Annotated in this window: 15 protein-coding genes; 14 read left to right on the top strand and 1 reads right to left on the bottom strand. The window is 67.7% G+C overall.

All coding sequences use genetic code 11. The features are described 5' to 3' along the window. Positions 1-18: 18 nt before the first annotated feature. The gene (locus GM672_RS09775; RefSeq protein ID WP_155470341.1) at positions 19-1,068 is read right to left on the bottom strand and encodes a GGDEF domain-containing protein; all 1,050 of its coding nucleotides are present in this window, start codon (positions 1,066-1,068) and stop codon (positions 19-21) included. A gap of 421 nt (positions 1,069-1,489) precedes the next feature. Between GM672_RS09775 and GM672_RS09770 the strand changes: the two genes are divergently transcribed. The 14 genes from GM672_RS09770 to GM672_RS09705 form a co-directional block, all read left to right on the top strand. Continuing rightward, positions 1,490-1,687, top strand: a complete 198-nt coding sequence (locus GM672_RS09770) for a Flp family type IVb pilin (RefSeq protein ID WP_155470340.1) — start codon at positions 1,490-1,492, stop codon at positions 1,685-1,687. 51 nt (positions 1,688-1,738) lie between these two features. Beyond that, the gene (locus GM672_RS09765) at positions 1,739-2,242 is read left to right on the top strand and encodes an A24 family peptidase (protein ID WP_155470339.1); all 504 of its coding nucleotides are present in this window, start codon (positions 1,739-1,741) and stop codon (positions 2,240-2,242) included. An 84-nt stretch (positions 2,243-2,326) separates the two neighbouring features. After that, positions 2,327-3,691, top strand: a complete 1,365-nt coding sequence (locus GM672_RS09760; RefSeq protein ID WP_155470338.1) for an ATP-binding protein — start codon at positions 2,327-2,329, stop codon at positions 3,689-3,691. Further along, positions 3,688-4,527 carry a Flp pilus assembly protein CpaB gene (gene cpaB / locus GM672_RS09755; protein ID WP_155470337.1) on the top strand — a complete coding sequence of 280 codons (840 nt, stop codon included), beginning with the start codon at positions 3,688-3,690 and terminating at the stop codon, positions 4,525-4,527. Before GM672_RS09760 ends, cpaB begins: the two co-directional genes overlap by 4 nt. A gap of 22 nt (positions 4,528-4,549) precedes the next feature. Continuing rightward, entirely contained in the window at positions 4,550-6,103 is a 1,554-nt protein-coding gene (locus GM672_RS09750; protein WP_155470336.1) for a type II and III secretion system protein family protein, read from the top strand. Positions 6,104-6,112: 9 nt separating this feature from the next. Beyond that, complete coding sequence (locus GM672_RS09745) at positions 6,113-6,382, top strand: hypothetical protein (RefSeq protein ID WP_155470335.1); 270 nt, start codon at positions 6,113-6,115, stop codon at positions 6,380-6,382. Next, positions 6,379-7,791 (top strand): TadE/TadG family type IV pilus assembly protein, encoded by a 1,413-nt coding sequence (locus tag GM672_RS09740; protein ID WP_155470334.1) that lies wholly within the window; start codon positions 6,379-6,381, stop codon positions 7,789-7,791. The genes GM672_RS09745 and GM672_RS09740 overlap by 4 nt, the downstream gene beginning before the upstream one ends. Continuing rightward, the gene (locus GM672_RS09735; protein WP_155470333.1) at positions 7,788-8,249 is read left to right on the top strand and encodes a hypothetical protein; all 462 of its coding nucleotides are present in this window, start codon (positions 7,788-7,790) and stop codon (positions 8,247-8,249) included. The genes GM672_RS09740 and GM672_RS09735 overlap by 4 nt, the downstream gene beginning before the upstream one ends. Further along, positions 8,236-8,835: a TadE family protein gene (locus GM672_RS09730; RefSeq protein ID WP_155470332.1), complete on the top strand. Its 600-nt coding sequence runs from the start codon at positions 8,236-8,238 to the stop codon at positions 8,833-8,835. Before GM672_RS09735 ends, GM672_RS09730 begins: the two co-directional genes overlap by 14 nt. Positions 8,836-8,853: 18 nt before the next feature. Next, the gene (locus GM672_RS09725; protein ID WP_155470331.1) at positions 8,854-10,029 is read left to right on the top strand and encodes a CpaE/TadZ family protein; all 1,176 of its coding nucleotides are present in this window, start codon (positions 8,854-8,856) and stop codon (positions 10,027-10,029) included. 31 nt (positions 10,030-10,060) lie between these two features. Continuing rightward, positions 10,061-11,407, top strand: coding sequence for a TadA family conjugal transfer-associated ATPase (locus GM672_RS09720; protein WP_155470330.1), 1,347 nt, complete (start codon positions 10,061-10,063; stop codon positions 11,405-11,407). A 9-nt stretch (positions 11,408-11,416) separates the two neighbouring features. After that, the gene (locus GM672_RS09715) at positions 11,417-12,391 is read left to right on the top strand and encodes a type II secretion system F family protein (protein WP_155470329.1); all 975 of its coding nucleotides are present in this window, start codon (positions 11,417-11,419) and stop codon (positions 12,389-12,391) included. Next, positions 12,388-13,329 carry a type II secretion system F family protein gene (locus tag GM672_RS09710; RefSeq protein ID WP_155470328.1) on the top strand — a complete coding sequence of 314 codons (942 nt, stop codon included), beginning with the start codon at positions 12,388-12,390 and terminating at the stop codon, positions 13,327-13,329. The genes GM672_RS09715 and GM672_RS09710 overlap by 4 nt, the downstream gene beginning before the upstream one ends. A gap of 40 nt (positions 13,330-13,369) precedes the next feature. Further along, a partial coding sequence (locus GM672_RS09705; RefSeq protein ID WP_371867048.1) for a tetratricopeptide repeat protein occupies positions 13,370-14,173 on the top strand: 804 nt, incomplete at its 3' end.

Genomic DNA, 14,173 nt, shown 5'->3' with positions numbered 1-14,173 from the left:
GCGGGACCGCCCGGCGCGTCAGAAGAATTCCGCCGTATCGTTCGATTCCACCGTCTGCAGCAGGCCGCCACTGACCAGTTCGTCATAGTGGCAGGCCATGTTGCGGCCGTGGCTCTTGGCGTAGTAGAGGGCCTGGTCGGCGCGTCCCAGGATGATGACGGGCGCTTCGAACAGGCTGATGCTGACGAAGCCGACGCTGACGGTGACCTTGCCCACCTGGGGGAAGTCGTGCTGCTCGACGTTCATGCGGAAGCGGTCGATGATTTTTTTCGCATTGTCCAGGGTCGTCGAACGCAGCAGCACGACGAATTCCTCGCCGCCGAAGCGGAACACGCGGTCCTGGGCCCGGAATGACGACGTCAGCAGGTTGGCGATCAGGATCAGCACTTCGTCGCCGTACAGGTGGCCGAATTTGTCGTTGACATGCTTGAAGTGGTCGACGTCGACGACGGCCAGCCACTGTTTTTCCTCTTCCGAATGCTGGCGCCGCTCCGGCTCGCCCGGCGGCAGCGACAGCGAATCCTGTTCCACGCTGCTGGCCTGCAGCATCTTGGCCAGCTGGTCGTCGAAGGTCTTGCGGTTGAGCAGCCCCGTCAGCGAATCGCGTTCGCTGTAGTCGAGCAGGTTCTGGAAGTTGCGGTAGACGCTGACGATGCCGCCGATGACGTGGATGGTGTCGCTCGTGTACGGCGTCGGATTGACGATTTCCAGGCAGGTATCGGCCTTGTCGCCCAGCCAGATGGGCAGCCACAGCGTGTGCTTGCCGTCGGCGTCCATCTGGTCGGCCGACGATTCATGGCGGGCGATGCAGGCGGCCAGCGCCGGGTAGGTGCTGATCGGGTCGCCGGGACTGGCCGGATCGGGATGGTCCTCCATGCGCGCGGGCTGGCCCGCCACGACGACGGCACGGGCACGCACGAACAGCTGGTCGCGCACGGCGGCCAGGGTCAGCACGCGGGCCTGGGTGGCGCCGGCCAGTTCCTGCACGGCCGAGATCACGGAGATGTCGAGCATCGTGTGATCGCGGTGACCGGTCATATCGACCATGTGTTTCAGTAGGGAATCCATGCTCGTTCTCTGAAGTATCAAGACGCGCGTCGCCGAAGTGTTTCCGAAAAATCAAGGCACACAGTGACGCAAAGCACGAGGCCTTTCCAAAGGACAGCTGATCAGCATAAATGTTTTTTGCATTCTGAGCAATTCTCCTTTGCGAAAATTCTTCAAAAACGCCACGATTCTACTCTTTGTCTCACTCTCGCAGCGCGCGGCGCCAAGGGCGCGCCCGCCCTGTCGTGTCATCTCGGCCTAGTGTGACATAGGCCCGCACCGTTGTCTGTCGGAATCTGGTTGATCGCGGTCGACCGCAGTCATGCGGAAAATTGCGCAGAGTCAATATTGCCGGGTGGCATAAAACTTAAAGTGACTCCAATGGCGAACGAAACGGCATGCCAGAGTCATTTCAACCATTGTTTGTGACGAGGAGAACTCCATGAAAGCATTAATTGCGGCGGCCCGGGACTTTGCCCGGGATGAAGAGGGTATTACCGCGATCGAGTACGGCCTGATCGCGGCGCTGATTGCCGCCGTCATCGGTACTGCATTCACCAGCGTGGGCACGGCCATCAAGGGCGCGTTCACCAGCATTGCAGCAAGCATCACCTCCGGCGCCACCCCTGCGACTCCGTAAGGAAGCACGGTCCACCGGCCCCGGGCCGGTGGACCATTTCCGAAAATTCCCATGAACCAGGCCCTCCAGATCCTGCTGCTGTGGCTCGTGCTGCAGGCAGCCGTCACCGATCTTGCCGTTCGCCGTATCCCGAATGTCCTCGTGCTGGCCGGGCTCGTCATTGCTGCCCTGCTGCACTGGCGCGTCGGGCCGCCGATGGCCCTGGCGGGCACATGGCTGGCCGGCATGGCAAGCGGCTTCTTCCTGTTCCTCCCCCTTTACCTGCTGCGCGGCATGGCCGCCGGCGACGTCAAGCTGATGGCGATGACGGGCGCCTTTGTCGGCCCCGCCATGGCCGTCCATATTGCCCTAGTCGCCTGCCTGGCCGGCGGCGTGCTGGGCCTGGGCATGGTCATCCTCAATGGGCGCTGGACCGTACTGTGGCGCAACTTGCGCGCACTCGGCCTGGCTGCGCTGCGGCACACCGCACCGGTCACGATCACGCGCGACGCCAGCGCCGGCGGCATTCCCTATGGCGTCGCGATCGCCCTCGGCACGGCCTTTGTTGTGCTGTGAGTACAGCACCGCCGCCTTTGCCGCACGTCAATATCCTGCTGGAAACACACCGCTAGAATCGTTTTCCTCAACAGGAGATACGGCATGGACCCCTTGACTTATTCCAGTGTTGTGCCAGACGCAAGCGGGCGCGACGACGAAACGCCGCTGCTGCCGGCCCAACCGAAAACCGTGCGCGAAACGGGCCTCGAGCTGTCCTTGCTGGTCGAGCTGGCCAGCAAGGCCCTGTTCGGTTCCGGGCGCACCCACCTGCCCGTGCTGACGACCCGGCTGCGCCTGTCGATCAATGTGCTGCGCGAAGTCTTCGACTTCATGGTGCACGAACAGCTGGCCGAGGTGGCGTGGCGGGGCGAGTCCGATATCGACGTGCAATACCAGCTGACGTCGGCAGGCCGGCAGCGCGCCGCGGCGTGGCTGGAGCGCAGCCCGTATGCGGGCCCGGCGCCCGTGCCGCTGGAAACCTACCGCGCCATGCTGCAGCGCCAGTCGGCGTCGCTGCCATCCGTGACGGCCGCCGACGTGGCCGCCGAGTTCGCCGACGACTGCCTGCCGCCGGCCGTGCGCCAGTTGGCCGGCGCCGCCCTGCACGCGCACCGCTCACTGCTGTTATACGGGCCGCCCGGCAGCGGCAAGACGTCGCTGGCACGCCGCCTCGGGCACCTGCTGGCCGGCACCGTCGCCGTGCCGTATGCCGTCGTGGTGGGTCATGAAATCATCCAGGTCCATGATGCCTCGGTCCACCAGGGCGCCGTCCAGCCGTCCCGTGCGGCGGCCGACCGGCGCAGTACCGATACGCGCTGGGCGCAATGCCGCCGGCCCGTGCTGCACCTGGGCGCGGAACTGGGGCCGGAGCTGCTCGACCTGCGGCACGATGCCTTCAGCGGCAGCTACCACGCCCCGGCCCATGTGAAGGCGGCCGGGGGCCTGCTGATCATCGACGACCTGGGCCGCCAGCGCCTGCCCGCCGCCGAACTGCTGGGCCGCTTCACGCAGGCGCTCGATACGGGTGCCGACCAGCTGGCGCTGCAGGGTGGCCATAAATTCGTCGTGCCGTTCGACACGATGATGGTCTTCGTCACCAACCAGGCCCCACACGCCGTGCTCGACCCTTCCTCGCTGCGCCGCATCGGCTACAAGGTGCACGTGGGACCGATCGGCGAAGCATCCTACCGCACCTTGTTCCGCCAGCAGTGCCGCAGCTTCGGGCTGCAGCCGGACGACGGCGCGCTGGCCTACCTGATCGGCGAGCTGCACCGGGGCAGCGGCCAGGCGCTGCTGGCCGGCTTTCCCCGTGAAATCCTGGGCCGCATCCGTGAATTCGCCGCGTTCGGCGGCCACGCCCCTGTCCTGACGGTGGCTGCCCTCGACCAGGCCTGGTCCAGCATGTTCGCCGACGCCGTGCCGCAGCTGTCGCAGCCGGACGCCACCCTGCTCGAGAGGATCGCATGAAGAACCGTCGCGCATTCACGATGATGGCCCTGGCGATCGTGCTCGGCCTGGGGGCGGTGGCGATGGCCTCGCACTTCCTGCTGCGCCAGAGTCAGGTCAAGGGCGTGCGCGTGGTGGTCGCCACGGCCGACGTCAACCTGGGCCAGCGCCTGGTCCCGGAAATGCTGAAGGTGGCGGACTGGCCGGCCGACAGCCTGCCGGCCGGTGCCCTGCGCGATCCGCTTGCACTCTCCGGCAGGGTGCTCAAGTCCAGCGTGCTGCGGGGCGAACCGCTGACCGAGGCCAAGCTGGCCCCGGCCGGCACCCTGGGCGGCCTGTCGGCCCTGATCGCCGAAGGCAAGCGTGCCATCACGGTGCGCGTCAACGACGTCGTCGGCGTGGCCGGCTTCGCGCTGCCCGGCAATTTCGTTGACATCCTCGTCAGTACGCAGTCCGGCAGCAACGGCCTGCCGCAGGGCGAACAGGCGATCTCGAAGATCGTGCTGGAGCGCATCCTCGTGCTGGCCGTGGCCCAGGAAGTGAGCCGCGACGACACCAAGCCGCGCGTCGTCAACGCCGTCACCCTGGAAGTGGCGCCCGAGCAGGCCGAAAAACTCGACCTGGCACGCAGCGTCGGCAGCCTGTCCCTGGTGCTGCGCAACCAGATCGATCCCGAACCGGCCACGACGGCCGGCGCCACCAAGAACAGCCTGCTCGGCATCGCAGCGCCGGCACCCGAGCCCGTCGCGGCGCCGGCCGTGCAGCGCACCGTCGTGCGGCAGGTCGCGCGCCGCGAAGCGCCGCGCCATTGCATCGGTGCCATCGATGGCCTGCGCAGCCGCCAGGAATGCCTGTAAAGACTTGCCCGTGAGGACAGCCATGAAACCACCTTTTGCCTGCACCATCGCCGCGCTGGCGGCGCTGGCCTTGCCCTTACCGGTTTGTGCCGGGGCGGCCGAGCCAGCCAAGGCGCCACCGGCCGCGCCCGAGGCGGGCGCCGTTCCGGCCGCCACCGTTCCGGCCAGGGCCGCGGCCCGCGTCGACGGGCCCCGCTGCTCGGGTGCGCCGGCGGCGCCGGCGCGCATGTCGCTCCAGCTGGGCAAGTCCACGCTGATGCGGCTGCTTGAACCCGTACAGGGCCGCAGCGTCGGCAATCCCGCCGTGCTGCAGGCCATGCTGGTGTCGCCGGAGACCTTGTACCTGGTCGGCGTCGATGTGGGCAGCACCAACCTGATCGTGCAGGGCCGCAGCGGTGCCTGCAGCGTCATCGATATCGTCGTGGGCATGGACGTGTCGGGCCTGCAGGCGGCACTGGCCGCGCTGCTGCCGGAAGAAAAGGAGATTCGTGTCAGCGCCGCGGCCGACGCGCTGGTGCTGTCCGGCACGGTTGCCGACGCCACCGTGCTGGCGCGGGTGCTGGAACTGGCGCAGGCCTTCGTGCGCCGCCCGGCCAAGGCGCTGGCCCAGCCGAAGGGCGAGGGCGCCGAGCCGGCCGGCGAAGCGGGCGCGGGGCCCCGCATCGTCAATATGCTCGGGGTCAGCGCACCGCAGCAGGTGATGCTGGAAGTGCAGATCGCCGAGGTGTCGAAGACCCTGCTGGACCGGCTGGAAGTGGCAACGTCGATGCGGCGCACGGGCGAGTGGGCCGCCGCCCTGGCCAGCAATTTCCTCAGCGGTACGGCCAAGGGCAGCCTGGCCATCCTCAAGGGCAGCAGTATTGTCGAAATGGCCGGCGAACGCCAGGACGGCCTGGTACGTATCCTCGCCGAGCCCACCGTGATGGCCATCAGCGGCCAGGAAGGCAGCTTCCTGGCCGGCGGCAAGATCTTCATCCCCGTCGCCCAGGACAACAACCGCGTCCAGCTGGAAGAAAAGGAATTCGGCGTCGGCCTGCGCTTCACGCCCACCGTGCTGGCGGGCGGGCGCATCCACCTGAAGGTGGCGCCGGAAGTGTCGGAGCTGGCGCGTGACGGCATCGGCATCAGCTCCGGCGGTGTCAGCGGGCGCGCCATCATGCCCCTGATCACCACCCGGCGGGCCACCACGACCGTCCAGCTGCACGACGGCCAGAGCTTCGCCATCGGCGGCCTGATCCGGGATAACCAGGTCGGTAACGTGAACGCATTGCCGGTGCTGGGCGAGTTGCCCGTGCTGGGGGCGCTGTTCCGCAGCACGGATTTCCAGCGCGAACGCACGGAGCTGCTGTTCATCGTGACCCCCCGCCTGGTCAAGCCATTGAAGCCCGGCTATGCCTTGCCGACCGATGCCCTGCAGCCGCCCAGCCGGGCCGAGCTGATGTTGGGCGGCATGCTCGAGGCCACGCCCACGCCGCCATCCTCTGCCGCGCCGACGGCGGCCCCGGCATCCGCCCAGGGTCCCGCGCAGGTATCGGCGCATGGATCAGCGCATGTATCAGGTTTTCAGCTGAAGTAAGGAGTCGTCATGAAGCACTTCACATGCCTGGCCATGCTGCTGGCCTGCTGCGCCGGTTGCGGCAGCACCACCCCGCAGTGGGACAGCCGCTTCGGCGACGCCACCCGCACCGCGTTTGCGCAGCAGGTGATGTATCCCGATGCCGGCCGCGCCAACCGCGCCGTCAACGGCATCGACGGTGCCAGCGCGGCGGCGGCGCAGGAACGCTACCGCAAATCGTTCACCGAGCCGCCGGCGCCGGCCAGCGTGTTCACCATCGGCGTCAGCGGTGCAAAATGAAAACCCCAGGCAAGCGCCAGCGGGGTGCCCTCCTGATCGCCTATGCGATGCTGCTGCCGATGCTGCTCGGTCTGATCGCCCTGGTACTGGACTGCAGCCTCTATTACCTGCGCTCGGTGCAGGTGCAGCAGCTGGCCGACAGCATTGCCATCGCGGCCGCCGGGCCCCTGAACGGGACCAATGCGGGCATGAGCAACGCCATCCGGAATGCCAGGATCCTCGTCACGGATACGGCGTTCTGGCCATACATGACGGACCGGCTGGAATGGAATGCCGCCGCGCTGACGTTCGCACGCGAATCGAACGCGGCCCCCAGCGACTGGCGTGCCTTCGGCAACGCGGAAGATGTCAGCGGCGTGCGCTTCGCCCGCATCGACACCCGCCTGCTGAGTGGCATTCCGCCGATGAAACCCATCCTGATCGGGATGCTGGGGGTATCGAAGACGGGCGTCAACATGGGCGCCGTGGCGATCGCCGGCAAGCGCAAGCTGCAAGTGACACCGCTGGCGATCTGCGCGCTGCAGACGGCTGGCTCCGCCGTGCGCCAGAATGCAGGAACGCCGCCGCTGCGGGAATTGACCCGGCATGGCTTCCGCTACGGCGTCGCCTACAACCTGCTGGACCTGAACCCGGCCGGCACCACCGGCAGGTATTTCCTGGTCGATCCGATACGCGCGCCCGGCACGGAGGGCGGCATGCTCGACGATGCGACCGTTGCCCCATTCATGTGTTCCGGCACCCTGGCCTATGGCCGGATCGGCACCGGCGCCTTGCGCGTGAAGGAAACGACCCAGTTCAATCTGTGGCAGCAGCTCAACTCCCGTTTCGGCACCGACGGCGGCAATCCGCCCTGCACGGACTACATGGCGCCACCGGATACGAATGTACGCTCCTTTGGCGGTGCCGGCGCGACCTGGATGAAGACATCGGCCTCGCCCGCGGGCACGCAGACGCGCAGCAGCGCCATGCGCCAACAGATGCCCAGCGGCGGGCCGCTGCAGACCATCGCGGACGGCCCGGTGCCCCTGCCGGAAGCGCCGTGGGTCGACTACGGCCCCCTGTGGGCGTACGGACCGGCCAGGGCGCAGGACGGTACCGCCATCAACAGCAGCAAGATCACGCTGCTGTATCCCGGCATGACGGTGGCGGGCTTCTCGTACCAGAATACCGCCACCCAGACGCCCTATCTGATCAACATGCAGCCGCCGCCGAAGTCCGGCCGCGCCAACCGGCGCCTGCTCGCCATTCCGTTGCTGGACTGTTCCAAGCCGACCGCGCCGACGGCCAGGATGCTCGCCATTGCGCAGTTCTTCCTGACGGCGCCCGCCACGGCGACGGAAGTGCCGGGTGAATTCGCCGGCATCCTCGCCGAGGAATCGCTGTCGACGTCCGTGGAGCTCGTGCGATGAAAGCCCCGGCGCCACAGCGCGGCATCGCCCTGATCGAGTTTTCCCTGGTACTGATCTTCACGACGATCGCCGTGCTCGGCGTCTCCTTCCTGGCCCGTGGGATCTGGCATGCCACCGTCCTGCACAAGGCGGCCTACCAGGCCGCGCGGATCGTCGCGGCCATGCCGGAAGACGTGTTCCGCAACGATAGCGCAAGAACGGCGATCCCCGCGGTGGCGCGGCGCATTTTCCTGGAGGTGGCGGCCGACGCCGGCCTGGAATCGGTGCCTGCCGCGGATGATATCGCGGCCTCGTGCGACGCAGGTACCTGCACGACGGTGATGCCCCAGCAGATCATCGTCCGCGCGCAGATCATCTACCTCGATCCCCTGTTCGGCCACTCCGTACCGGTAATGGCCGGCGTGAAGCATGGGCTCATCATCGATGCCGTCGGCAGGGTGCCCTATGCCGCCGATTGAAGCGCGCAGGCAGTGGCGGCGCGCACCCGGCCGCCGGCAGCACGGCCTCGTCACGGTCGAGATGGCACTGGTGCTGGGCTGGTTCCTGGCCGCTGTGTTCATGACGATGGAAGTGGCCCGCTTCCTGTTCGTGCTCAATACCGCGCAGGTCGTCACGGCGCGGGCCGCGCGCGCTGCCGCGGTGACGGACTGGCGCGCCGCCGACGCCATCGCCAGCCTGAAGCGAACCGCCCTGTTTCGCGCCAGCGAAGGCGGCATCCCGTTGATGCCGGAGCTGAACACGGCCACCTTGAAGATCGATTACCTGTCGATGACGCGCGAGGGCGTGCTGGGCCCCGTCACGCCGATGCCGGCCTGCCCCCAGCAGAACCTCGTCAACTGCGCCGCCGATATCTATGGGGCGGCGTGCATCCGCGCTGTGCGCGTGCGGATCTGCGCGGCCGGCAGCGCCAACTGCGCGCCATTGAAATACCAGACCGTGGCTGGCCTGGTACCCATGCCTCTCAACCTGGCGGTGCCCATGTCCACCACCATCGTCAAATCGGAATCGCTCGGCCTCGGGCCCGGCGAGATTGCCTGTCCCTGACCGCAAAAAGGAAAAATGATGAAAGCACTGATAATCAGCAAAGACAGCATGCTGCACGCGGAGATCGCCGCGCAGGGCTCGGCGCGCCTGCCGGCCGTGCAGCTGGTGGCATCGCGCCAGGGCCTGCGCGACGCGGCCGACCGCCTGCTGGCCGATGCGCCCGAACTGGTGATCTTCGATGCCAGCGACGTCGAGCCGGGCGAGTGGGAGCTGGTCGACCGGCTGGCCCGCCAGTACCCCACCGCCTCCTTCATGCTGCTCACGCGTGACGCGCAGCAGGACCTCCTGATACGCGCCATGCGTGCCGGCATGCGCGAGGTGCTGCAGCTGCCGCTGGTGCACCGCGCCTTCCACGAGGCGATGGACCGGATCGAGATCGAGGCGGGCATCACGCGCATGCGCGACGGTAAGGTGTTGGCCTTCATCGCCTGCAAGGGCGGCAGCGGCGCGACCTTCCTGGCCACCAATTTCGGCTATGCGCTGGCCGCGCTGGCCGAGAAAAAGGTGCTGCTGATCGACCTGCACGGCCAGTTCGGCGACGCCACGCTGTACGTCTCGGACCAGAAGCCGACGATGACGCTGTCGGACATCTGCGGCCAGATCGGGCGCATGGACGGGGCCTTCCTGGAATCGTGCCTGGTGCATGTCTCGCCCAACTTCGGCGTGCTGGCCGCGGCCGACGACCCGGCCCAGACGGTCGACATGAAGCCCGAGCACATGGACACCATCCTGCGCGTGGCGCGCCAGCACTACGACTTCATCGTGCTGGACGTGGGCCGCCAGATCGACGCCCTGTCGCTGCGCGCGCTCGACAGCGCCGACACGATCTACCCCGTGCTGCAGCTGGCGCTGCCGGACATCCGCGACGGCCGCCGGCTGCTCGACATCTTCCGCTCCCTGGGCTACCCGCCCGAGCGCACCCGCCTGATCGTGAACCGCTACGAGAAGGGCGGCAAGCTGCGCCTGGCTGACCTGGAGCATGCCCTGGGAGCCGACGTGGTGCACACGGTGCCGAACGACTACCTGGCCGCCACCGATTCGGTCAACCAGGGCATCCCGGCCCTGCAGCTGTCGCGCAGCAGCCCGGTGGCGCGCAGCCTGGCCGACCTGGTCGAACTGGTGACGGAACGCCGGGTCTCGGAAAGCAAGGGCCTGTTCGACCGCCTGTTCGGCCGAAGCGACGCCGAACTCTGACCTTTCGCCTGACACTCTGAAGGAGCACACGATGAGCTTACGTGAACGGCTGGCACAGGCGGAGGAAGGCCGTGGCGGCACCATTACGCTGCCCGGGCAATCGAACGTGGCGTACCAGGAGCTCAAGCGCACGATGCACCAGCTGATCCTGGACCGCATCGACCTGGAGCGCCTGAAGCGGCTGACGCCGGAACAGTTCAAGCATGAACTGGCCCTGCTGGTGCAGCGCATTATCGAGGACGAGCGCATCGTCCTGAACCAGAGCGAGCGCCATCACCTCGTGCTCGACATCCAGCACGAGATGCTGGGCTTCGGCCCGCTCGAACCGCTGCTGGCCGATGCGGGCGTCTCGGACATCCTCGTCAACACGCATGCGATGGTGTATGTCGAGCGCAGCGGCCGGCTCGAGCTGACCGACATCACCTTCCACGACAATGCCCACCTGATGAAGATCATCGAGAAGATCGTCTCGCGCGTGGGCCGGCGCGTCGACGAATCGAGCCCGATGGTCGATGCGCGGCTGCCGGACGGCTCGCGCGTCAACGCCATCATCCCGCCGCTGGCGGTGGACGGTCCGATCCTGTCGATCCGGCGCTTCTCCGCCCAGCCGCTGACGGTGGCGAACATGATCGAATACAAGAGCCTGACGCCGCCGATGATGCAGGTGCTGCAGGCGCTGGGCCACGCCAAGATCAATATCCTGATCTCCGGCGGCACGGGCAGCGGCAAGACGACGATGCTCAATGTACTGTCCGGCTTCATTCCGCCCAGCGAGCGCATCGTCACCATCGAGGATGCGGCCGAGCTGCAGATGCGCCAGCCCCACGTGGTGCGGCTGGAAACGCGCCCGCCCAATATCGAGGGCAAGGGTGAGGTCAACCAGCGCGCGCTGGTACGCAATGCGCTGCGGATGCGGCCCGACCGCATCATCCTGGGCGAGGTGCGGGGCGCCGAGGCGGTCGACATGCTGCAGGCGATGAACACGGGCCACGAAGGCTCGCTCGCCACGATCCACTCGAACACCCCGCGCGATGCGCTGTCGCGGCTGGAAAACATGGTCGGCATGTCCGGCGTGAACCTGACCCCGCGCGCCACGCGCCAGCAGATCGCCTCGGCCGTCACGGTGGTGCTGCAGGTGTCGCGCCTGACCGACGGCGCGCGCAAGCTGGTCAGCCTGCAGGAAGTGACGGGGATGGAGGGCGACGTCATCGCCATGCAGGAGATCTTCCGCTTCGAGCAGACCGGTGTCGACGGCAACGGCAAGGTGCAGGGCCATTTCTTCGCCACCGGCGTGCGGCCCCGCTTCGCCGAGCGCCTGAAGATGTTCGGCGTGCCGGTGCCGGACAGCGTGTTCGACCCGGACCGCGTGTTCGAATAGGACGACGCCATGGACATGGTCTTTTCCGCCTTCGCCGTGCTGCTGTTCGCCGCCGTGATCTTCATGGTCGAGGGCGCGTGGCTGTGGTGGAGCACCAACCACGGCAAGGGCGCGCGCCGCATCGCCCGACGCCTCGACATGATGGCCTCCCGCAACGACGGAGCGGAGCGCATCAGCATCCTGAAGCAGCGCCGCTACGCCGCCTCGCCGCTGCTGGAGCGCTGGCTGCGCGCGATTCCGCAGCTCGATGCGCTGGACCGGCTGTTGCAGCAGTCCGGCCTGCGCTGGCTGGTGGCACGCTTCATCGGCAGCACCCTGGTGGCGCTGGTCATTGCCTGCCTGGTGCTGCCGCTCCTGGCGATGCCGCTGCTGCCGGCCTGCCTGGCGTTCGCCGGCATTGTCGCCTCGCCCTACCTGGTGCTGCTGCGGGCTCGCGGCGAACGCCTGAAGAAGGCCGAGCAGCAGTTGCCCGAGGCGGCCGACTTCCTGGCGCGGGCGCTGCGCGCGGGGCATTCGTTCGCCAACGTGCTGAAGATGGTGGGCGACGAACTGCCCGACCCCATCGGCGGCGAATTCAAGGTGACGTACGAGGAGATCAACTACGGCGTGCCGATGAACGAGGCGCTGCACAACCTGGCCACGCGCATTCCGCTGACCGACCTGCGCTACCTGGTGCTGGCCGTGCTGATCCAGCGCGAGTCCGGCGGCAACCTGGCCGAGCTGCTGGGCAATATCGCCCGGCTGACGCGCGCCCGCCTGAAACTGCTGGCGCAGATCCGGGTGCTGTCGGCCGAGGGCCGCATGTCCGCCTGGATTCTCGGGCTGCTGCCGGTACTGATGCTGGCGATTATGTCGGTCAGCAACTACGAATACATCAGCGTGCTGTGGACGACGCCTTCCGGCGTCCGGCTGATGTGGTTTGCCGCCGGCGCCACCGCTGTCGGCGTCTTCTGGATGCGCACCGTGATCAGGATCCGCACATGACTACCTCCCAACTGGTTTTCCTGCTGGTCGTCTTCGTCGTCGTTGCCGGCGTCGCCCTGGCTGGCGTGGCGCTGTTCGCACCGGCGGCACTGCGCGAGCGGCTGCTGGCTTTTCGGGCGGTGCCCGAGGAGCCCCTGCCCGGCGAAGGCAGCCAATGGGTCGAAAAGGTCGCACGGGTGGCCCAGCCCCTGACCAAGCTGTCCCTGCCGGAGGAGGGCTGGGAACGTTCGCCGCTGCGCACCAGGTTCATCAACGCCGGCTGGCGCCAGGCTTCCGCCCCGACCCTGTATTTCGCGGCCAAGACCGTACTGTCCCTGGCCATCCCCGCACCGCTGGCGATCGTGATGGCGGGCGCGCAGGGCGGCGGCATGCGCAACGGCTTCCTGGCCGTGCTGTTCACGGGCGCCGCCATCGGCTATTACCTGCCGAACCTGGTGCTCAGTCGCACCGCGTCGCGGCGACAGCGCGACATCTTCGAGAACCTGCCCGACGCGCTGGACCTGCTGACGGTGTGCGTCGAGGCGGGGCTGTCGATGGAACGGGCGCTGGCGAAAGTGGCGGCCGAGGTGCACGTCAAGAGCGTCGTGCTGGCCCAGGAACTGCAACTGGTGCTGATCGAGATGCGGGCCGGCTTCACGAAGGAAAAGGCGCTGCGCAACTTCGCCCTGCGCACCGGCGTCGACGACGTCGACACGCTGGTGGCCATGCTGATCCAGTCGGAACGCTTCGGCACGGGCATGGGCGATTCGCTGCGCGTCCATTCCGACAACCTGCGCACCAAGCGCAGCCTGCTGGCGGAGGAGGAAGCGGCCAAGGTGTCGCTGAAACTGATGTTCCCGCTGATCTTCTGCATCTTCCCCACCCTGCTGCTGGTGCTCGTGGGGCCCGCCGCCCTGAAGCTGTCCGAGGTCCTGCCGATGATGGCCGGTACCAACTGAAACGATGTATTCAACGTTTGCCACGTGCCAGGAGAAAACCATGAAAACGACAGCAAGAGTCGCCGGCGCCGCCTGCCTGGGGTCCCTGCTGCTGGCCTGCGGCGGCTTGCCGCCGGCCGGCACGCCCGCGGCCTCGCCGCCACGGCTCGCCATGCCGGCCGCGATCACGGCACCGCCTCCGCCGCCCCCGGCACCTTTCGGCAGTGCCGATGGCTACTACGCCCAGGGCCGCGTCGAGCACGGCGCGCAGCACCCGGCGCGGGCACGGCGTGCCTACATGCTGGCGCTGCAGCTCGATCCCCGGCATCGGGGGGCGCGCAACGGCATCGCCGTTCTGCTGGCCGAGCAGGGCAATTACAGCCGGGCGATCGCGGTGTGGCGCTCACTGCTGATGGAGAACAAGGCCCTGCCCGCGGCCGAGCAAGCTTTCCTGCTGGGGAACGTGGGCTATGCGCTGTACCTGCGCGGCGACAGGCACCAGGCATTGGCCGCGCTGAAGATGGCCTGCCAGCTCGACCCGCTGCAGCCGCTGGCGTGGGAACACCTGGCGGTCGTGCTGGAAACGCTGGGCCAGAAGAGCCTTGCGTTACCGCTGCTGAAGCAGGCCCGCACCTTGCGCGAGCATGACCTGGAAAGCGACTACGCGCTGGCCGCCACGGAGCGGCCGGCGCCGGCGCCGGCAGTCGACGGGGAAAACCCGTGGCCGGCCGACCTGCCCCGCACGGAAATCGTCGTCACGGGCCCGGCCATGGTCGAAGTGCGCAGAGTGGCGCCGCCCCCGCAGGCGCAAGCGGGCGTGCCCGCGGCCGGGCATGCCACGCCACGCTCCGGCATGCGCGCCGCC

This window comes from Pseudoduganella buxea (genome assembly GCF_009720835.1).
Classification (GTDB): domain Bacteria; phylum Pseudomonadota; class Gammaproteobacteria; order Burkholderiales; family Burkholderiaceae_D; genus Rugamonas; species Rugamonas buxea.
This window is presented reverse-complemented; position numbering and strand designations above follow the sequence as displayed.

Bases quoted from the DNA above. Each gene is read 5' to 3' on its own strand.
- GM672_RS09770 (WP_155470340.1), top strand. From the start codon at position 1,490: ATGAAAGCATTAATTGCGGCGGCCCGGGACTTTGCCCGGGATGAAGAG.
- GM672_RS09735 (WP_155470333.1), top strand. From the start codon at position 7,788: ATGAAAGCCCCGGCGCCACAGCGCGGCATCGCCCTGATCGAGTTTTCC.
- GM672_RS09720 (WP_155470330.1), top strand. From the start codon at position 10,061: ATGAGCTTACGTGAACGGCTGGCACAGGCGGAGGAAGGCCGTGGCGGC.
- GM672_RS09715 (WP_155470329.1), top strand. From the start codon at position 11,417: ATGGACATGGTCTTTTCCGCCTTCGCCGTGCTGCTGTTCGCCGCCGTG.
- GM672_RS09745 (WP_155470335.1), top strand. From the start codon at position 6,113: ATGAAGCACTTCACATGCCTGGCCATGCTGCTGGCCTGCTGCGCCGGT.
- GM672_RS09740 (WP_155470334.1), top strand. From the start codon at position 6,379: ATGAAAACCCCAGGCAAGCGCCAGCGGGGTGCCCTCCTGATCGCCTAT.
- GM672_RS09760 (WP_155470338.1), top strand. From the start codon at position 2,327: ATGGACCCCTTGACTTATTCCAGTGTTGTGCCAGACGCAAGCGGGCGC.
- GM672_RS09750 (WP_155470336.1), top strand. From the start codon at position 4,550: ATGAAACCACCTTTTGCCTGCACCATCGCCGCGCTGGCGGCGCTGGCC.
- GM672_RS09725 (WP_155470331.1), top strand. From the start codon at position 8,854: ATGAAAGCACTGATAATCAGCAAAGACAGCATGCTGCACGCGGAGATC.
- GM672_RS09775 (WP_155470341.1), bottom strand. From the start codon at position 1,068: ATGGATTCCCTACTGAAACACATGGTCGATATGACCGGTCACCGCGAT.
- GM672_RS09765 (WP_155470339.1), top strand. From the start codon at position 1,739: ATGAACCAGGCCCTCCAGATCCTGCTGCTGTGGCTCGTGCTGCAGGCA.
- cpaB (WP_155470337.1), top strand. From the start codon at position 3,688: ATGAAGAACCGTCGCGCATTCACGATGATGGCCCTGGCGATCGTGCTC.
- GM672_RS09710 (WP_155470328.1), top strand. From the start codon at position 12,388: ATGACTACCTCCCAACTGGTTTTCCTGCTGGTCGTCTTCGTCGTCGTT.
- GM672_RS09730 (WP_155470332.1), top strand. From the start codon at position 8,236: ATGCCGCCGATTGAAGCGCGCAGGCAGTGGCGGCGCGCACCCGGCCGC.